Raw genomic sequence first — 19,445 nt, 5'->3', positions numbered from 1 at the left:
GGTCATCTCGTCACCGTCGAGCTCGACGATGCGTCCCTTCACGGCGATCTTCTCCATGGCGGCCTCCTAACAGTGGGCGGGTCGGGGGCCGTATCCTGCTCCCGGTGCCGCAGTTGCGCTCGCGAACAGTTCTATCCCAAGTTTGTTACTCTCTGTTCCCCTGCTCGTAACCCGTTCGTAGCACGCTGGAGCGTCATCATGAGGCGCTAGGCTGGCAGACATGACACAGGAAATCGAAATCGGTCTCGGCAAGAAGGCCACGATGGCCTACACGCTCGATGATGTCTCCATACTCCCATCACGAAGGACCAGGGATCCCCAGGATGTTTCCACGGCCTGGCAGGTGGATGCCTACGAGTTCGACCTGCCCCTGCTGGCAGCGCCCATGGATTCGGTCACCAGCCCGGAGACGGCCATAGCCCTGGGACGGATGGGCGGACTGGGTGTGCTGGACCTGGAGGGACTGTGGACCCGATACGAGGATCCGCGTCCACAGCTGGACCGTATAGCCCATGCTTCGCCGGAGCAGGCGACCGGGGTCATTCAGGAAGCCTACCGGGAGCCGGTCAAGGCGGAGCTGATCACCCGCCGTCTGCAGGAGATTCGCAAGGCCGGGGTCACGGTGGCCGGTGCCCTGTCGCCCCAGCGCACCCAGGAGTTCTACACCACAGTGGTCGACGCAGGCGTGGATCTCTTCGTGATCCGCGGCACGGCGGTCTCGGCCGAGCATGTCTCCACCAGCCATGAGCCCTTGGATTTGAAGAAGTTCATCTACGACCTGGATGTTCCGGTCATCGTCGGCGGGGCCGCCACCTACCAGGCCGCCCTGCATTTGATGCGCACGGGTGCCGCCGGGGTGCTGGTCGGGTTCGGCGGGGGAGCCTCCTCAACTGACTCTGCCACCATTGGAATTCAGGCACCTATGGCCACGGCCATCTCGGATGTGGCCGAAGCGCGTCGCGACTACCTGGACGAGTCCGGTGGCCGCTATGTTCAGGTCATAGCCGACGGGGAGACCGGCACCTCGGGGTCCTTCGTCAAGGCCTTGGCCATGGGGGCCGACGCGGTCATGCTGGGCACGCCACTGGCCAAGGCTACGGAGGCTCCCGGCCAGGGCATGCACTGGGGGGCCGAGGCCCATCATCCTGATCTGCCTAGGGGTCGCAGGGTCCAGGTCGGCCAGGTGGGGAGCCTGGAGCGCATACTCTTCGGACCCAGCGATCGTACCGATGGCAGCCTGAACCTGATCGGAGCACTGCGCCGGGCCATGGCCTCCACCGGTTACGTGGATGTCAAGAACTTCCAGAAGTGCCGTGTAGCAGTGACTCCGGCTTCCCGCTGCTAAGCAGGACAGGGCATTCAAAGCCTATTTATCCACAATCCGTATCAAGGCCGGTTCAGGTTGACCACATTCCTGAACCGGCCTTTACAATGCCTGAGCGCATTCATACTCTGGACGTAATCGCTGTCGTTGCGTCGGTCGCCCAGTGCACCCCGCCGGCATGAGAGGGGGAACAAGCACATAGAAGTGCGAGGAGAAAAGTATGACGGAGTATATGGATCTGGCGCCGACCTGGGATGGGGATCAGGCAATTGAGGATTCGCTGGGACAGGAGTTTGGCTGCTGGTGGCCGTCTACCTGTGCTCAGGTGCCGCTGGGACTTGGTGACATCAATCTGACAGTGCGAACCGTCAACTTCGTGCGGCCGACAGATGCTGCCGGGCATGAGGGTCTTACGGCGGATCTGAAGCGCATTCTCGTCAACCTGTGTGCACTGGCATCCAAGGTCTTCGATGTGTTGCGGGGCCGTCTGCCGATGAAGAGCCTGGATCGTGTGCTCAACCACGTCTGCATGGAACGGCTGGCTATGCTGGCCCAGCTGATGCGTGATCGGCATTTGGGCATGGTCCCCACGTCGGATCATGTCGGCCTGGCCTACCTGCCACTCATTCCTAAACTGGTCGAGCTCTACCGCGTTGACCGCGACCGGTACGAAACCACCATCGGATTCCTGGTCGGCGAGCGCACGGTGCTGACCAACCTGATAGTCGCCAGAAGCGGCTCGCGCTGGCTATGTGTGCGCTTCGACATGGGCTAGGCGGCGGCTTTGGCGGGTTGACCCATATGATGGTGGGTATGTTGCGTGAATATACGGTCGAGCTTCAACACCCGACGACGGACAAGGACACCATCTATTCACTCCTGGCAAAACGCACCGCCCGCGACCCTGAGGAGCTGGTTGCCCAGTGGCAGGATCCCATGACCAGAAACTGGCACGATGTCAAAGCCGGGCAGATGTCTGCACGGGTTCGCGCCGTGGCCAAGGGCATGATGGCCCTGGGCGTGGAAAAGGGCAGTACCGTGGTCATCTACGCCTCCACCAGTTATGACTGGGGGGTTACGGACTTCGCCTGCGCCGCCATCGGAGCGGTTTCGGTGCCCATCTACGAGACCGACTCGCCCAGCCAGGCCCATAAGATCGTTCAGGACGTGGACTGCGTTCTGGCCTTTGCCGGCGACTCGGAGCATGCGCAGATTCTGGAGCAGGTTCGTGGGTCCTCGCCAAAACTCAAGTATGTCTTCAACTTCGAAGCCGGTGGCCTGAATGCAGTCAGTGAATTCGGCCAAGGGATCGACGACGAGCGCCTGGACCAGGCCATCGCCCAGGTCAAGGCCGACGATCTGGCCACCATCGTCTACACCTCGGGCTCAACCGGTGAGCCCAAGGGCGCCATGCTCTCCAACCGGAACTTCGTCCACATCGTCTTCGTGGGCTGGGACGTGCTCTACCACATGCTGGCAGCCCCCTCCCGTCTGATGCTTTTCCTGCCCCTGGCACACTGCTTCGCCCGTTACATCCAGTACGTGGCCATCGGCGCCCAGGGCGTGGTCGGATACGTCTCCAACGCCAAGCACCTGCTGACCGACCTGCGCACCTTCCGGCCCACCTATCTGTTGGGTGTGCCGCGTGTCTTCGAGAAGGTCTACAACGCCGCCTCGCAGAAGGCCGGCACAGGTCTGGCCGGCAAGGTCTTCGCCAAGGCCACCAGGCACTTCATCAAGTGGTCCAAGGACGAGCAGGAAGGGCGCGGCCACTCGCCGCTGACCCGCCTGGCCCACGCCTTCTATACCAAGACCGTCGGCAACACGATCGAGTCCGCCCTGGGCTCCAACCTGAGCTACCTGGCCTGCGGCGGGGCGCCCATGAACGCCGACCTGGCCCACTTCTTCAACGGAATCGACGGAATCACCTTCATCCAGGGCTACGGGATGACCGAGACGGCGGCCCCCTGTATCGTCAACTTCGAGGATGCCAATGAGGTGGGGTCGGTCGGCCGTCCAGGCTCGGGCATCACGGTCAGGCTGAGCGACGACGACGAGCTTCTGGTCAAGGGCCCCAGCGTCTTCATGGGCTACTACCACCAGCCCGAGCTGGATTCCACTGTGCTCGACAAGGACGGCTGGCTGCACACCGGCGATCTGGCCCAGATCGACGACCAGGGCTTCGTCTTCATCACGGGCCGTAAGAAGGATGTCATCATCACCGCCGGCGGTAAGAACGTCAGCCCGGCGCCTTTGGAGGATGTCATCAGCACCTGCCCGATTGTCTCCCAGGCCGTGGTCGTGGGCGACGGCAGGCCCTTCGTGGGTGCCCTGGTCACCTTGGATGCCGGCATGCTGAAGTCCTGGCTGACATCCCAGGGCCTGGACGCTGACATGAGCATGGAACAGGCCAGCCACAACGATGCCATCCATGCCTTCATCCAGCAGTATGTGGACAAGGCCAACTGCAACGTCTCGCGGGCCGAGTCGGTGCGCAAGTTCCTGGTGCTGGACAAGGACTTCAGCCAGGAGGACGGCACCCTGACCCCCAGCCTGAAGGTGGTGCGCCCCGAGGTGCTCCGCCAGTACGCCGAACTTGTGGACAAGGTCCTCTACGCGCCCAGGACGCCGGCCAAGCCCGCCGCCAAGGAGAACGACATCGTCAGCAGGGCACGGACCACCATGAGCGATTCCCTGGCCAGCATGACCGGACGCAAGCGTGATGGCCGTCCGGAGGGGGAAGCAGCCCCAGAGGACGAGAAGGACGGCCGCGACGGCAGCGACGGTCGGAACGACGAGGAGTAGGCAGTGGCGATTCGTACAATCAGAGTGGTTCCCGATCCGGTTTTGCGCACACCTTGCGATCCTGTGACCAGCATCACCCCGGCTGTGCGCAGTCTGGTGCGTGACCTGGTGGACACTGTCGACGACCCGGGCAGGGCAGGCCTGTCGGCCAACCAGATCGGCGTGGGCCTGCGCGTCTTCTCGTATAACATCGGCGGCAAGGTAGGCTACATCATCAATCCGGTCATCGACAAGACCTCCGGCGAGCAGTATGGCGAAGAGGGATGCCTGTCCCTGCCCAACCTCTGGTATCCGACCAGGCGGGCCGACTACGCTCGGGCCCACGGCATCGATTTGGACGGCAAGACGGTGACCCTCGAAGGCCATGGCATCATGGGGCGGATGATCCAGCACGAGTGCGATCATCTGGACGGCCATGTCTACGTGGATCGGCTGGAGAGCGACGTCCGCCGCAAGGCCATGCAGCAGTTGAGATCAGCCAGGTAGGCAGAGGGCGAACACGATACCCGAGGTCATTGGCCTCGGGTATTATTGTACTTCGGCGTGTCATTGCGTAGGTCCGCTGTCACGGGTGGGCAGGCGCACCAAGAGTATTCCCGAACACACGCCGCAAATTCGCGCCATGTCCGCGACGTCCTGTGTCGGTCGGCTCCTCGGAGTTGCACGCAGGTGCACATGGCCAGGCAATAACCGACAATGAAAGGTACGGACATGGCACAGATCACCATGAGCGAAATGCTGAAGGCCGGCGTCCACTTCGGACATCAGACCCGTCGTTGGAACCCCAAGATGAAGCAGTACATCCTGATGGAGCGCAACGGCATCCACATCATCAACCTCTTCAAGTCGCTCGGTCTGATCGACCAGGCCTATGACTTCATCAAGCAGACCGTGGCCCACAACGGCACCGTGCTCTTCGTGGGGACCAAGAAGCAGGCCCAGGAGGCCATCAAGGCACAGGCCACCCGGGTGAACATGCCCTACGTCTCCGAGCGCTGGCTGGGCGGCATGCTGACCAACTTCCAGACTGTGACCAAGCGGGTCGGCCGCTTGAAGGAGCTGGAGGAGATGGACTTCGACGACGTGCATGGCTCGGGGCTGACCAAGAAGGAGCTGCTGCTCCTGCGGCGCGAGAAGGACAAGCTGGAGCGTCAGCTGGGCGGCATCCGCAACATGAGCCGTACCCCTTCGGCCCTGTTCGTGGTCGACATCAACAAGGAGGCCCTGGCGGTCTCCGAGGCCAACAAGCTGGGCATCCCGGTCGTGGCCCTGGTGGACACCAACACGGATCCTGAGCTCGTCACCTACCCCATTCCCGCCAACGACGATGCCATTCGCGGCGTCGAGCTGCTGACCCGGCTCATGGCCGATGCCGTGGCCGACGGTCTGCTGGAGCGCTCCGGCAAGGCCGCCAAGACCGAGGAGGCCTCCGACCAGCCCATGGCCGAGTGGGAGAAGAACCTGCTGGAGAACAAGGACGGACAGCCGCAGGAGCAGGCGCAGGAGACTGCCCAGGCCGAGCAGCCTGCGCAAGAGCAGCAGCAGGAGACCCCCGCTGCCGATCAGGCCGCCTGAAATCTGACGTCTAGATAGGAGAGTTTCATGGCAAAAATCACCGCTGCACTGATCAAGGAGCTACGTGATCAGACCGGCGCCGGCATGATGGACGTCAAGAAGGCCCTGACCGAGGCCGAGGGCGACATGGCTCGCGCCAAGGAGATCATCCGCGCCACCGGCATCCAGGCCGCAGGCGCCCGTGAGGGCCGCAAGGCTCAGGAGGGCCTGATCGCCTCCACCGTCGTCGAGGGTGGACAGGGCCAGATCGGCTACGCCGTCGAGCTCAACTCCGAGACCGACTTCGTGGCCAAGACCCCTCAGTTCATCGAGTTCGGCCAGGAGGTCATCGACGACGTGGCCAAGGCTGATGCCTCCAACGCCGAGCAGGTCGATGCCGCTCCATCCAAGTCCGGCACCGTCAAGGAGACCGTTGAGGAGGCCGGCGCGCTCTTCCACGAGCACGTCAAGGTCGGCCAGGTGGCCCGGGTCGAAGGTCCCCGTGTGGAGATTTACGCCCACCGCAAGTCCGTGGAGATGCCCCCCTCCATCGTGGCCATGATCGCCACTGATGAGGCCGGTGCCCAGGTCGCCCATGAGGTGGCCCTGCAGATCTCCGCCATGAGCCCCAAGTGGCTCAGCCGGGAGGATGTGCCGGCCGACGTGGTGGAGTCCGAGCGTCGCGTGGCCACCGAGAAGTCCCAGGCCGAAGGCAAGCCCGAGAAGATCATTCCCAAGATCGTCGAGGGGCGTCTGAACGCCTTCTTCAAGGAGACCGTCCTGCTGGAGCAGCAGTACGTCAAGGACACCTCCAAGACCATTGGCGACCTCTTCAAGCAGGCTGGCGGCAAGGCCCTGGCCTTCGCCCGGCTCGAGGTCGGCAAGGGCGACGAGGAGTAGTAAGCAGCACGGAAATGTCTTGGGTCATCTCGCCTGATCCTGTCTAAAGGATGGGCAGGCGACCGGCATTGATGGTAGGGGAGTGGCTTTCGTGGTCGCTCCCCTACTTTTGTCCTGGGCCTCTCGGGTGGGGGGGTTGTCGTCCAGCCTCGATACCCTGGTTAGCGGCGTATTCCGCCTGTCATCATGTTTGGAGAAAGGGCTTTTATGACCGGATCCGATTCAGCGCAAACCCCAGCATCGCCTCGTCGTGTGCTGCTCAAGCTCTCCGGAGAGGCCTTCGGGGGAGGCGAAGTCGGTATCGACGTGCAGGTGGTCAAGCGGGTGGCCAAGGAGATCGTCCAGGCGGTGCAGAGCGGCGTTCAGGTGGCCATCGTGGTGGGTGGCGGCAACTTCTTCCGCGGTGCGGAGCTCAGCCAGGCCGGAATCGAACGCTCGCGCGGCGATTACATGGGTATGCTGGGCACGGTCATGAACTGCCTGGCCCTGCAGGACTTCCTGGAGCAGGATGGTCAGGCCACCAGGGTGCAGACAGCCATCACCATGGGCCAGGTGGCCGAGCCCTACATCCCGCTCAAGGCCATACGTCACCTGGAGAAGGGGCGCGTGGTCATCTTCGGCGCCGGATCCGGTATGCCTTATTTCTCAACTGATACCGTCTCCATCCAACGGGCCTTGGAGATTCATTGCGTCGAGGTTCTGATGGGCAAGAACGGTGTGGACGGCGTGTATACGGCTGATCCGCACAAGCAGGCTTCTGCGCGCATGTTCACCAATCTGAGCTACCAGCGGGCCCTGGTGGACAATCTGGCCGTTATGGACGCGGCAGCCCTGTCCATGGCCCGTGACAACGACATGCCCATCCGAGTCTTCGGACTGGAAGGTGAAGGCAACGTGACCGGAGCGCTCAAGGGCCAGCGTCTGGGCACCCTGGTCCATGGCGGTCCTGATCGTACCCTGTGACCGGTTGAGGGCACACCCCGCGCCGCTTGGCCCCTGTGGCCCCATGGCCGTAGAGTATAAGAATGACGGACCTCGCGCGCACAGGCGGATGGTCCATACAGCAAGGAGCAGATGATGACCACAGTGGTGGACCAGGCCGGAAGGCAGATGGACAAGAGCATCGAGGCAACCAAGGAGAACTTCTCGGGGATCAGGACCGGGCGAGCCAACCCCTCCTTCCTCAACGACATCATGGTTGAGTACTACGGCACTCCCACGCCCATCAAGTCGCTGGCGTCCATCGGCGTCCCGGAGCCTCGCACCCTGGCTGTCACCCCCTTCGACCCCTCCCAGGCAGGTGCAGTCGAGAAGGCCATCCGCGACTCGGACCTGGGCGTCAACCCCAGCCGTGACGGCAACGTCATCAGGGTCACCATGCCCGAGCTGACCGAGGAGCGTCGCCGGGACTACGTCAAGCTGGCCAAGAACAAGGCCGAGGAGGGCAAGGTGGCTGTCCGCAACATCCGGCGCAAGGTCAAGGAGGAGCTGGAGGCCAAGGTCAAGGATGGCGACCTGGGTGAGGATGAGGGCAACCGGCTGCAGAAGGAGCTGGAGACCGTCACCAAGCAGAAGAACGACATGATCGACCAGCTCCTGGATGCCAAGGAGAAGGAGATCCTCGAGGTCTGATCCGCCCGGGGAGGGTCCACACTTCATGAGTACTAAGGAAAGCTCCGTAGAGAAGGCCGGTCAGGATGCCGTTGCAACCCTGAACAAGCGGACCGGGCGAAACATGCCGCAGGCGGTGGCCACTGGTGCGCTTCTGGTGGTCATCATCCTGGCATGCATCCTGGTGCGCATCGACGCATTCATCTACCTGATCGTGATTTTCATGACCCTGGGGCTCTGGGAGCTCAGGGTGGACTTTGCCACGGCGGGTCTGCATATACCGGTGGTGGAGCTCTGGATCTGCTCGGCGGCCACCATGCTGGCCTCCTTCTATGCACCGGACCATGCGGTGGTCATGACCGCCGGAGTTCTGGTCACTGCCCTGGTCGGGGCTCTTGCGGCCACCCGCAACCATCGCCTGGGTGGTCGGCTGGTCAAGGCGGTGAGCGCCAAGCTCTCTGGCAAGGACGCGCAGACCATGGCCGATGCCTCCTACGGCACCGCAGAAGGGGAGAGCCGGTCAAGCAGCCTGGCCAATGTCGGCGTCACCCTCCTGACCGTTGTCTACATCACCCTCCTGGCCTGCCTGATAACCCTGCCCACCACCTTCGGCGGGCATCCTGCCGCACATGCCTTCATGGTGATTTTCCTGCCCGCCTTAAGCGACATCGGCGGACTTCTCTTCGGCTCGCTCTTCGGCAAGCACAAGATCTCACCCCGCATCTCGCCCGGCAAGTCGCTGGAGGGGCTTGCAGGCTCCATGCTCTGCTGCCTGGTCGGTGCCCTGGTCATCTTTGCGGCTACCTACCCCGTGGCGGATTGGGGACGGATCTGGTGGGTTGCCCTGCTCATGGGCGTCATGGTCGGAGCCACAGGCACACTCGGGGACCTGAGTGCATCCTTGATCAAGCGCGACCTGGGGATCAAGGACATGGGCCACCTGCTCAAAGGTCACGGCGGGGTGCTGGACAGGGTGGATTCCATCCTCATGTCCGCACCATTCATCACACTGGTCCTTTTGGTCACAGGCCTGTGACCGGAATTGATTGCTGATACAGGATGAGGTAGGGGTATGACAGATGTCGAATTGACCGGTGCCGAGCCTGAGACCGGCATCACCCCCGGGGGCAAGGAAGGCGCCTTCAGGGACGTTCTGGCGGCCGACCATGCCCGACGAGGCAAGCCGCCGCGCCACTTTACTGACATGGACCAGAAGGAGCGCCAGGAGGTCTGCGCTCAACTGGGCCTGCCGAAGTTCCGTGTCTCGCAGCTGGCCAACCATTACTTCAATCACCTGTCCACCAGCCCGGATAACTTCACGGACTTTCCCGCAGCCAGCCGCCAAGCAGCCGCACACCGCTTCTTCCCTGAACTGATCACCCCGGTCACCGTTCAGAAGGCGGATCAGGGAACCACCATCAAGACCCTCTGGAAGCTCTTCGATGGGTCCCGGATCGAGTCCGTGCTCATGCGCTACCCCTCCAGGGCCACCCTCTGCATCTCAAGCCAGGTCGGCTGCGGCATGGGCTGCCCCTTCTGCGCCACAGGTCAGCTTGGATTGACCCGGAACATGTCGACCGGTGAGATTCTGGAACAGGTCAGGGCCGCCTCCCGGATGATGAGATCCGGACAGGTCGCCGGAGGTCCAGGTCGCCTGAGCAACATCGTCTTCATGGGGATGGGCGAGCCCATGGGCAACTACCGGGCTGTCCTGTCCGCCGTCAGGCAGATCAGCGCCCTACCGCCCAAGGGATTCGGCATCTCTGCCAGGAATATCACCGTCTCCACGGTCGGCGTGGTCCCCGGCATCCGCAAGCTGACCAAGGAGGGAATCCCGGTCCGTCTGGCCGTCTCCCTCCATGCTCCCAGCGACAAGCTGCGCGACGAGCTGGTTCCCATGAACCGCCGCTTCAGCACCACGCAGGTCCTGGATGCGGCCCACGACTACTACCTGGCCAGCGGCAGACGGGTCAGCATCGAGTATGCCCTGATGCGCGGTATCAACGATCAGGCCGAGCATGCCCACCTCCTTGCCAAGCGCCTCAACCACTACGGGGACGACTGGGCGCACGTCAATCCCATACCTTTGAATCCGATTGAGGGATCCCGCTGGACGGCTTCCAAGCCCGAGGATGAGCAGCGCTTCCTGGACATTCTTCACAAGGCCGGCATCACTGCAACCATGAGGGACACCCGCGGATCGGACATCGACGGCGCCTGCGGACAGCTGGCAGCCAAGGCCGTCAAGCTTCAGGCCTGATTCAGCATTTGCAATGTGGCCATGCCATAGTGTGGACATGCCATGGTCTTCAGACACCGCAGAAGCTAAGGTCGTGACTCAAACAATTCGGTTCAGGCAGGAAGGCAGGTCGCATGACTGTAGCGGTTCGTGTCATTCCCTGCCTTGATGTCGACCAGGGCCGTGTGGTCAAAGGCGTCCACTTCAAGAATCTGCGCGATGCGGGTGACCCGGTCGAACTGGCTTCCGCATACTACCAACAGGGAGCCGACGAACTGACTTTTCTGGATGTGACCGCTTCGGGCAGCGGGCGGGCCACCATGGTTGACCTGGTCAAGAGCACTGCCGACCAGATTTTCATTCCGCTGACCGTCGGCGGAGGTGTGCGCACCCCGCAGGATGTCGACACTCTCCTGAGATCCGGGGCAGACAAGGTCGGGATCAACACGGCAGCCATCGCCAATCCGCAGGTCATCGGCGACATCGCCCAGCGGTTCGGTCGCCAGGTGCTGGTGCTCTCGGTCGATGCCCGCCGATCCGATGCACAGGGCATTACATCGGGATATGAGGTGACCACTATGGGCGGTCATCAGTCCACCGGCATCGATGCCATCGACTGGGTCAAGCAGGCCCAGGTGCTCGGAGCCGGCGAGATTCTCCTAAATTCCATGGATGCGGACGGCACCCGTCAAGGATTCGATCTTGAGATGATCGCCGACGTGCGCAAGGCCGTATCCCTTCCGCTCATCGCCAGCGGCGGCGCAGGCAAGGCCGCTGATTTTCCTCCTGCGGTCAAGGCCGGGGCCGATGCTGTCCTGGCTGCTTCCGTCTTCCATTTCGGCCAGGTGTCCATCAAGGACGTCAAGCAGGCGCTCCATGCGGCCGGGTATCCGGTTCGATGGCAGGCCTGAACCAATCCCGTAGATAATTCCGGCACTACGTGGTGCATGGCTTTTGCAGGCCCGGTTGGCAGCCATCGGAAAACCATACCCGTACCTTAAACAATCAAGCGACAAAGTTAAGTCGGACAAATCAGGAGAATGAGGATCAATGTCACAGTTTTCGAAGAACGAGGAAGCACGTTTGGATCCGAGCATAGCGGCCAGGCTCAAGAAGGATGCCAAGGGACTTGTGGCAGCTGTGGTCCAGCAGTATGACAGCCGTCAGGTCCTCATGGTCGGGTACATGGATGAGGAGGCCTTAAGACGAACGCTGACCACGGGTAGGGTCACCTTCTGGTCACGCTCCAGACAGGAATACTGGCGTAAGGGAGACACCTCCGGGCATGTCCAATACGTCAAGGGAGTCAGCATTGACTGCGATGGGGATGCGCTGCTTATCGAAGTAGACCAGGTGGGGGCGGCCTGCCACACCGGACACAGGTCGTGTTTTGAAGCCGGAGGACCCTTGCCAGCGGTGCAAGGCAACCGTACACAGGCACAAATGCAGAGCGATGAAGGGTAATCCTGTGCAGAAAGACGCTAAGGTTGTGGCAGGGAACATACAGGAAACTGGAGGGAAGGGCTCTATGACCGTCTTGGATGAACTGGTGGCCGGCGCCGTGGAGGATGCAAGGAGCCGGGTACAGAAGATTCCTTTGGAAAGCCTCAAGCAACAGGTCAGGAGCATGAAGCGCAAACCTCTGGACGCCGGCCGACTGCTCCGGGAGAGCGTTGGTATTCCGATCATCGCGGAAATCAAGCGCGCCTCGCCCTCCAAGGGGTATCTTGCCGACATCAAGAATCCTGCCGCCCTGGCCCGGCAGTATGCCAATGGGGGCGCCTCGGCTATATCGGTCCTGACCGAGGGCAGGCGCTTCCTGGGGTCCTTGGAGGATTTGCGGGAGGTCAGGCAAGCCGTGGGCATTCCCGTGCTCAACAAGAACTTCATCGTCTCCGACTACCAGGTCTGGGAGTCCAGGGCCAACGGAGCTGATATGATTCTGCTGATTGTGGCGGCCTTGGATGACACCCGCCTCAAGCATCTGCTCGATCTGGCCGGGAGCCTGGGCATGACCGCCCTGGTGGAGACCCATGATCGTCAGGAGATCGAGCGGGCAATTGCGGCCGGCGCCAGGGTGATCGGCATCAACGCCCGGAATTTGAAGGACCTGAGCGTTGACGTCGACCAGTATGCCCGGCTGGCTTCCAACCTGCCCAAGGATGTGGTCAAGGTGGCCGAGTCCGGAGTGTTCGGGACTGTCGAGTTGGAGCGCTATGCCCGGGCTGGGGCCGATGCGGTCCTGATCGGAGAGGGGCTGGTCACCTCCCAGGACCAGGAGGGTACGGTTCGCTTGCTGGTTCAGGCTGGTCACCGTTTCAAGGCCGCCGAGGCCAGGCCCCTGTCGACCCATGACGGTCCCTATTTCGGCCCCTATGGCGGACGTTTTGTACCTGAGGCCCTGGTTGGCGCCCTTGACGAGCTGGAGCGGGTCTACAAGGAGGCCAAGGCCGATCCGGCCTTCCGGGAGGAGCTGAACAGGCTCAACCGGGTCTATGTGGGGCGTCCCTCGGCCCTGACGCCGGCTCCCAGGTTCGCCAAGCTGATCAGCGATCGTGTCGGCGGCCAGGTCAGGGTCTTCCTGAAGCGGGAGGATCTGAACCACACGGGCGCCCACAAGATCAACAACGCCCTGGGCCAAGGGCTCCTGGTCAAGCGCATGGGCAAAACCCGGGTCATCGCGGAGACCGGTGCCGGGCAGCACGGCGTGGCCACGGCTACGGTCTGCGCCCTCCTGGGATTCAAGTGCCGAATCTACATGGGGCAGGTCGACGCCCGCAGACAGGCCCTGAACGTTGCCAGGATGCGAATGCTGGGAGCCGAAGTCGTCGAGGTGACCACCGGGACCAGGATCCTCAAGGACGCCATCAATGAGGCCCTGCGCGACTGGGTGACCAACGTGGAGTCCACCCACTACCTGCTGGGCACGGTGGCCGGCCCCCATCCCTTCCCGACCATCGTCAGGGACTTTCAGAAGATTATCGGCGAAGAGGCCTCCGCACAGCTTTCCGCATACGGCATCGACCATCCTGACGGAGTTGTGGCCTGCGTCGGCGGAGGCTCCAACGCCATCGGCATCATGAACACCTTCCTGGACGATCCCCGGGTATCCCTCTACGCATACGAAGCCGGTGGAGACGGTCCCAGTTCAGGCAAACACGCCATCCGTCTGTCGCCCGGCACCGGTCAGGTCGGCGTTTTCCAGGGGACCAAGTCCTATCTGTTGGAGGACGACCAGGGCCAGACCATGGATACCTACTCCATCTCCGCCGGCCTGGATTACGCTTCGGTGGGGCCTGAGCATGCCTGGCTGCACGACATGGGCCGGGTCAAGTATGACTATGCGACCGACAAGGAGGCCATGCAGGCTTTCAGCGATCTCTGCCGGACCGAGGGCATCATCCCTGCCCTGGAGTCCTCGCACGCCTTGGCCGGAGCCAGCAAGGCGGCAACGGACCTTCTGCGCAAGGGAATCAGGAATCCTGTCATTCTGATCAACATCTCGGGCCGGGGCGACAAGGATGTGGCCACGGCGGGCAGATGGTTCGGCTACCTGTCCGAGCAGGAGGCCAGCGCTCTGGAAGCCCAGGCCGGGCACGACAAGAGCGATCAAGCAGAAGAGGAGGCCCGTTGATGGTCAACCAGCAATGGCAATGGCAGAAAGCCCCCGTCCAGCCCGTCCAGTCTGTCCAGCCCGTCCAGCCCAAGGGGTTCAGCCGCGCGAGCAGCCCGGTGGCGTCCACGCTGCAGGCCCTCCGCCAGCAGGGCAGGCCGGCCTTCATCGGTTACTTCCCCTATGGATTCCCCGATGTGCCCACATCCCTGGAGGCCATGAGGGTCATGGTGCGAAGCGGGGTCGATATCGTCGAGATCGGACTGCCCTACAGCGACCCGGTCATGGATGGTCCGGTCATTCAGGCGGCCAGCAAGTGCGCCATCGACAATGGCGTCAAGGTCGAGGGTGTTTTCGATGCGGTGCGTCAGGTCCAGGCGGACGGTGCCAGGGCTCTGGTCATGAGCTATTGGAATCTGATCCTGCATCACGGGGTGGCGGATTTTGCACAGCGCATGGCCGAGGCCGGTGGGGCCGGGCTGGTCACCCCCGATCTGATCGTCGACGAATCCGGGGAATGGATAGAGCAGTCTGACCGCTACGGCCTTGATCGGGTCTATCTGGTCTCGCCCGACTCCACCGATGCTCGTCTGCAGATCACCTCCCGTGCTGCCAGGGGCTTCGTCTACGCGACTTCCCGGATGGGCGTGACCGGCGAACGGACCAGCATGTCCAATTCAGCCCAGAATTTGGTGGCGAGAGTCAGGAATGCGGGCGCTCCTTATGTCTGCGTGGGCATCGGGGTTTCGACCGCCCAGCAGGCCTCCCAGGTCGGCGCCTACGCGGACGGGGTCATCGTCGGCTCGGCTCTGGTCCACTGCCTTCTGGATGACGAGGGCAGGCCGCGGAAGGACCGCAGAAAGGCACTGGAGTCACTGGCTGAGATTTGTTCAGATCTACGTTGGGGCATCTCCCAGTCCAGGAAGTGAGCGGGGCTGTAAGGTCCAGGGGCTAGATTGGGGCTTTATGACGCTTGCCTACATTCCATCGCCGGGAATATCCAGCTTCCAACTGGGGCCGGTCACCATCAGGTTCTATGCCCTGACCATGCTCCTGGCCATCATCGTGGCTGCCTGGATCACGGCCAGGCGCTGGAAGAAGGAGGGTGGCCGGACCGACCAGATTCTGGACATCGCCATCTGCGCGGTGCCGGCCGGCATCGTCGGCGCAAGGCTCTATCACGTCATCACCACACCCGAACGCTACTTTGGAGCTAATGGCAATCCAGCAGACATCCTGCGCATCTGGCGTGGCGGTCTGGGCATCTGGGGTGCGGTCCTCTTGGGAGCCCTGGCAGCTTGGGCCTGGTGCCGTCACAAGAATTACCCGACTGCCCTGCTGGCAGACAGCGTGGCTCCTGCCCTTCTGGTGGCCCAGGCCATCGGCCGGCTGGGCAACTGGTTCAATCAGGAGCTCTACGGAGCTCCCACCACGCTGCCCTGGGGTCTGAAGATCGACGCGGCAGGTTCCGCCATCGGTAGCAGCGAACAGTGCTACGACGGGGCCACCTGCCCGACCGGCACTCTCTTCCAGCCCACATTCCTGTATGAGATGATCTGGAATCTGATCGGCGCAGCCCTCCTGGTCTGGATTGGCCACAAGGCGGTGAACGTGCTCAAGGCTGGCTCCCTCTTCGCCCTCTATGTCATGTGGTATACCCTGGGGCGCACCTGGATCGAAGCCCTTCGCATCGACTTCGCCCATGAATTTCTGGGGGTCAGAGTCAACGTTTGGGTGTCCATGACGGTCTTCTTCCTGGCTGCTGCAGCCTTCGTCCTCATAGCGCGCAAGGGCAAGCCGACCTCCCTGTTGTCCGAAAAACTAAGGACCATCACCGAGCTCGAGGTCCGTCAGGAATCCGAGGCTCAGAGCAAGTAGGTCAGGGGTCGGCCACCCAAGGGCCGGGACCTGTGCAATCAAGCCACAAACCGCTGCGGCCGGTCTTCCGTACAACATAGAATAAACTCCATGAGCATTCAGATAGCACCCAGCATTCTTTCCGCCGATTTCGCCAACTTGGAGCGGGATCTCAAGGCTATTGCCAATGCCGATATGGTCCACGTGGATGTGATGGACCACCATTTCGTTCCCAACCTGACGCTTGGCGAGCCTGTGGTGGAGCGCATCTGCCAGGTGACCGATCTGCCGGTGGACGTGCATCTGATGATCGAGGACCCTGACCGCTGGGCCCCTGAATTCGCCAAGCTGGGTGTCGCCTCCGTCACCTTCCATACCGGAGCCGTCCATGCCCCGGTCCGTCTGGCCCGCCAGCTTCACGACATGGGGGTCAAGGCCTGCCTGGCCGTGCGCCCTGCCGAGCCTGTGGAGCCGATCTTCGATATTCTCGATGAGTTTGACATGATTCTGGTCATGACCGTGGAGCCAGGCTTCGGCGGCCAGAAGTTCCTGGACAATCAGATGCCCAAGACCCGTCGTCTACGTGACCAGATCACTGCCCGGGGCCTTAAGACCCACATCCAGGTGGATGGCGGGGTAAGCCCCACCACGGCTCCCATCGTGGCAGAGGCCGGAGCCGATGTCCTGGTGGCAGGATCAGCAGTGTACGGTGCTGACGACCCGGCCAAGGCCATTGACCAGATCAGGCAGGCCGCGCAGGTAAGCTACAAGGACTGACAGGTTTTGCAGGAAGAATGGAGATAGCCAGATGAAGACCTTCGATGGGTTGTTTGAGGAGCTCATGACCAAGGCCAAGGAGCGCCCAGAAGGATCCTTGACTGTTGAAGAGCTGGACAAGGGCACGCATTTCATCGGCAAGAAGATCAATGAAGAGGCCGGGGAAACCTGGATCGCCGCTGAGTATGAGGGCAAGGAGCGGACGGCTGAGGAGATGAGCCAGCTCCTGTATCACATCCAGGTCATGATGATTGATCGGGGCATCACCCTGGAGGATGTCTACAGGTACCTGTGACTCCCAATCCCATCCCGCAGTAGATTCGCTTCCGCAATTAGGAGGTTGCCGTGTTGAAGGTCGCGGTGCCCAATAAAGGCATGTTGTCCCAGCCCGCATGGAGGCTGCTGTCAGAGTCCGGCTATCGTCTGCGTTCCAACGACCGGCAGTTGGTGGTCGATGATGTCGATAACGACATCCAGCTCTTTTACTTAAGGCCCAATGATATAGCCGTCTATGTCGGCCTGGGAACCATCGATCTGGGCATCACCGGGCGTGATCTTCTGCTCAATTCCGGTACCGGGGCCGTCGAAGTCACGCAGCTGGGATTCGGCGCTTCCACTTTCAGGTTCGCCGCTCCCGAAGCCAGCGCCATCAGGAGTCTGCAGGACGTGGACGGCAAGCGGATTGGCACCACCTTCGACCGGCTTCTTGAGGACTATCTGACCAGCAAGGGACTCAAGGCCGAACTGATCCACTTGGACGGGGCAGTGGAGTCGTCGGTTCAGCTTGGAGTCGCCGACCTGATTGCCGATGTGGTCTCCACCGGTACCACCTTGCGCAATGCAGGGCTCAGGGTCTTCGGCGATCCCATCTTGAAATCGGAGGGGATTCTCATCAGGTCGCCCCGCCTGGATCCGCATGATGAACGGTTGGCGGTCATGTCCCGCAGGCTGGAGGGTGTACTGACAGCCCGCCGCTATGTACTGATGGATTACGACATCCCGGTCGAGCGTGTAGCCATGGCTGTAGGCATCACGCCCGGGTACGAATCGCCGACAGTCTCCTCCCTGCATGACAAGCAGTGGGCGGCTGTCAGGGCCATGGTACCCAGGGACCAGGTGAACAATCTCATGGACCGGCTCTACAAGATTGGTGCGCGCGCCATCCTTGTAACCGCCCTTCAAGCTTCTAGAATGTAGTCGGATGGCACTGATCGATCGAATTTCACGCAGCAGGTACAGCCCTGAGCCGCGGTCCGTGATTCTCACTGTACCGAATGTCATCAGCCTGCTTCGCATCCTTTCCATACCCCTTATTGCCTACCTGGTGGCCAACCGCCATCTGATCATTTCCCTGGTGGTCATGCTGATTTCGGCCCTGTCGGACGGTGTGGACGGGATCATTGCCCGCAGGTTCAACCAGGTCAGCAAGCTGGGCCAGATTCTGGACCCTGTGGCCGATCGCCTGCTCATTCTCTGCTCCGTCCTGGCTCTGAGCATCGCCTCCATACTGCCCTGGTGGCTTCTGGCCCTGGTCGGTGCAAGGGATGTGCTCATGGGCCTGCTGGTTCTTGCGCTGGCCCAGCATAATTACGGCCCTCTGCCGGTGCACTTCGCGGGCAAGACTGGGACGGCCGTGCTCATGCTGGCCATACCTGCCCTGATTTTTGCGGATGTGGGCACTTCCTCCTTCTTCCGTGTCTTCCATCTGGTGGCTCTAGCGGCTGTCATCTGGGGTGTGGCGCTTTACTGGCTGGCGGGGCTGATCTACGCACGTCAAGGTATTGGACTGCTTCGTCAGGACAGCCATCATGACTGAGCCACAGATGACGCCTGAATCCTTCCCCGTGCCGCCCGACCGTGCCCTGATTCACCGCCGGGCGGCTTTTTCGCATTCCACTGCTGGCCTGGAGCGTCATTATGTGGATCAGGAGAGCTCCGAGCCTGCCCAGGAGTCCATACGTCGGCGCATGGCCGATGAATCCCTGAGGCTGATCGATGACCTGACCAACCGCCCCATGGATCCCATGTTCGAGGATGCCCGCCTGTTGCCCGCTGAGCGTAGATCACCGGTAAGTGTGTGGGTGAACAGGATTCTGGTCTTTGTCATCTGTGTGCTTGTCGGCTTGGCCGGCACGGGCATAGTGCAAGTGCTCCACAGGGACCCGCGTCAGAAGGTGCGCGAAAAGCTGATTACCCAGGTGGAAGCAGTCAGCAAGCGTGCCAACGATCTTAACGGGCAGATTTCGGACCTCAACGGCAATATCGACACGCTTTCGGGTCAAGTGGGCGGCCAAGGTCAGGACGGCACGCAGACGGCCGACGATTTGACCAACGGCACCAGCAAGGTGCAGGGCCAGGGCATCGTCATCACTCTGGCAAACCCTATAGCATCCAAGGATTCCCGGGACAATGCCGATCAGATCAAACTGGTCACCGACCAGGACCTGCAGTGGTTCCTGACCAAGCTTTGGTCTGCGGGAGCCGAGGCCATCGCCATCAACGGCAATAGAATAGGAACGCAGACCTCCGTGCGCACGGCTGGTCAGACCATCCTGGTGGGGACCGCCTCCATCGAGGCCCCCTACAAGATCGAAGCCATAGGCGACCAGGGTGCCCTGTCTGATCTGATGTCTCGCAGTGATCTGCAGAGTCGTCTGCGTGACCTGAAGAATGCGAATATCACCGTCAATGTGAACAAGCAGCGACGCCTGAACCTGGATGCCGTCGGTCTGCCCAATCTGTCCTATGCCGGAAGGAGTCATTGA

At 61.9% G+C, this 19,445-nt stretch carries 20 protein-coding genes; all 20 read left to right on the top strand.

Annotated features, from left to right (window positions below):
* The first annotated feature begins 220 nt into the window (after positions 1-220).
* The 20 genes from P272_RS0107410 to P272_RS0107315 all read left to right on the top strand — a co-directional run bounded on the left by P272_RS0107410 (position 221) and on the right by P272_RS0107315 (position 19,445).
* Positions 221-1,345, top strand: a complete 1,125-nt coding sequence (locus P272_RS0107410) for a GuaB3 family IMP dehydrogenase-related protein (protein ID WP_029678907.1) — start codon at positions 221-223, stop codon at positions 1,343-1,345.
* 199 nt (positions 1,346-1,544) lie between these two features.
* The gene (locus tag P272_RS0107405) at positions 1,545-2,099 is read left to right on the top strand and encodes a hypothetical protein (RefSeq protein WP_029678906.1); all 555 of its coding nucleotides are present in this window, start codon (positions 1,545-1,547) and stop codon (positions 2,097-2,099) included.
* Positions 2,100-2,137: 38 nt separating this feature from the next.
* The gene (locus P272_RS0107400) at positions 2,138-4,129 is read left to right on the top strand and encodes an AMP-dependent synthetase/ligase (protein WP_044097892.1); all 1,992 of its coding nucleotides are present in this window, start codon (positions 2,138-2,140) and stop codon (positions 4,127-4,129) included.
* Positions 4,130-4,132: 3 nt separating this feature from the next.
* Complete coding sequence (locus P272_RS0107395) at positions 4,133-4,615, top strand: peptide deformylase (RefSeq protein WP_015021747.1); 483 nt, start codon at positions 4,133-4,135, stop codon at positions 4,613-4,615.
* Between the two features lie 225 nt (positions 4,616-4,840).
* A complete protein-coding gene (gene rpsB, locus P272_RS0107390; RefSeq protein WP_029678904.1) occupies positions 4,841-5,704 on the top strand; it encodes a 30S ribosomal protein S2 in 864 nt (287 codons plus the stop codon).
* Positions 5,705-5,731: 27 nt separating this feature from the next.
* Positions 5,732-6,583: a translation elongation factor Ts gene (gene tsf / locus P272_RS0107385; RefSeq protein ID WP_029678902.1), complete on the top strand. Its 852-nt coding sequence runs from the start codon at positions 5,732-5,734 to the stop codon at positions 6,581-6,583.
* 207 nt (positions 6,584-6,790) lie between these two features.
* Positions 6,791-7,546: a UMP kinase gene (gene pyrH / locus P272_RS0107380; protein ID WP_029678901.1), complete on the top strand. Its 756-nt coding sequence runs from the start codon at positions 6,791-6,793 to the stop codon at positions 7,544-7,546.
* A 114-nt stretch (positions 7,547-7,660) separates the two neighbouring features.
* Positions 7,661-8,215 (top strand): ribosome recycling factor, encoded by a 555-nt coding sequence (gene frr, locus P272_RS0107375; RefSeq protein ID WP_029678900.1) that lies wholly within the window; start codon positions 7,661-7,663, stop codon positions 8,213-8,215.
* A gap of 25 nt (positions 8,216-8,240) precedes the next feature.
* A complete protein-coding gene (locus P272_RS0107370) occupies positions 8,241-9,230 on the top strand; it encodes a phosphatidate cytidylyltransferase (RefSeq protein WP_029678899.1) in 990 nt (329 codons plus the stop codon).
* 36 nt (positions 9,231-9,266) lie between these two features.
* The gene (gene rlmN / locus P272_RS0107365; protein WP_029678898.1) at positions 9,267-10,454 is read left to right on the top strand and encodes a 23S rRNA (adenine(2503)-C(2))-methyltransferase RlmN; all 1,188 of its coding nucleotides are present in this window, start codon (positions 9,267-9,269) and stop codon (positions 10,452-10,454) included.
* Between the two features lie 113 nt (positions 10,455-10,567).
* Positions 10,568-11,344: an imidazole glycerol phosphate synthase subunit HisF gene (gene hisF / locus P272_RS0107360; protein WP_029678897.1), complete on the top strand. Its 777-nt coding sequence runs from the start codon at positions 10,568-10,570 to the stop codon at positions 11,342-11,344.
* Positions 11,345-11,483: 139 nt separating this feature from the next.
* The gene (hisI, locus tag P272_RS0107355; protein WP_029678896.1) at positions 11,484-11,897 is read left to right on the top strand and encodes a phosphoribosyl-AMP cyclohydrolase; all 414 of its coding nucleotides are present in this window, start codon (positions 11,484-11,486) and stop codon (positions 11,895-11,897) included.
* 64 nt (positions 11,898-11,961) lie between these two features.
* Positions 11,962-14,067, top strand: coding sequence for a tryptophan synthase subunit beta (gene trpB, locus P272_RS0107350; RefSeq protein ID WP_029678895.1), 2,106 nt, complete (start codon positions 11,962-11,964; stop codon positions 14,065-14,067).
* Complete coding sequence (trpA, locus tag P272_RS0107345; protein WP_029678894.1) at positions 14,067-14,975, top strand: tryptophan synthase subunit alpha; 909 nt, start codon at positions 14,067-14,069, stop codon at positions 14,973-14,975. Before trpB ends, trpA begins: the two co-directional genes overlap by 1 nt.
* Before the next feature lie 37 nt (positions 14,976-15,012).
* Positions 15,013-15,924 (top strand): prolipoprotein diacylglyceryl transferase, encoded by a 912-nt coding sequence (lgt, locus tag P272_RS0107340; protein WP_029678893.1) that lies wholly within the window; start codon positions 15,013-15,015, stop codon positions 15,922-15,924.
* Positions 15,925-16,014: 90 nt separating this feature from the next.
* Positions 16,015-16,680, top strand: a complete 666-nt coding sequence (gene rpe, locus P272_RS0107335; protein ID WP_029678892.1) for a ribulose-phosphate 3-epimerase — start codon at positions 16,015-16,017, stop codon at positions 16,678-16,680.
* Positions 16,681-16,711: 31 nt separating this feature from the next.
* The gene (locus P272_RS0107330; RefSeq protein WP_029678891.1) at positions 16,712-16,975 is read left to right on the top strand and encodes a phosphoribosyl-ATP diphosphatase; all 264 of its coding nucleotides are present in this window, start codon (positions 16,712-16,714) and stop codon (positions 16,973-16,975) included.
* A gap of 50 nt (positions 16,976-17,025) precedes the next feature.
* Positions 17,026-17,877 carry an ATP phosphoribosyltransferase gene (gene hisG / locus P272_RS0107325; RefSeq protein ID WP_029678890.1) on the top strand — a complete coding sequence of 284 codons (852 nt, stop codon included), beginning with the start codon at positions 17,026-17,028 and terminating at the stop codon, positions 17,875-17,877.
* A 4-nt stretch (positions 17,878-17,881) separates the two neighbouring features.
* Entirely contained in the window at positions 17,882-18,496 is a 615-nt protein-coding gene (locus P272_RS0107320; RefSeq protein WP_029678889.1) for a CDP-alcohol phosphatidyltransferase family protein, read from the top strand.
* Positions 18,489-19,445, top strand: coding sequence for a DUF881 domain-containing protein (locus P272_RS0107315; RefSeq protein WP_029678888.1), 957 nt, complete (start codon positions 18,489-18,491; stop codon positions 19,443-19,445). Before P272_RS0107320 ends, P272_RS0107315 begins: the two co-directional genes overlap by 8 nt.

It is taken from the genome of Bifidobacterium sp. 7101 (assembly GCF_000499285.1).
GTDB classification, from domain to species: domain Bacteria; phylum Actinomycetota; class Actinomycetes; order Actinomycetales; family Bifidobacteriaceae; genus Bombiscardovia; species Bombiscardovia apis_A.
This window is presented reverse-complemented; position numbering and strand designations above follow the sequence as displayed.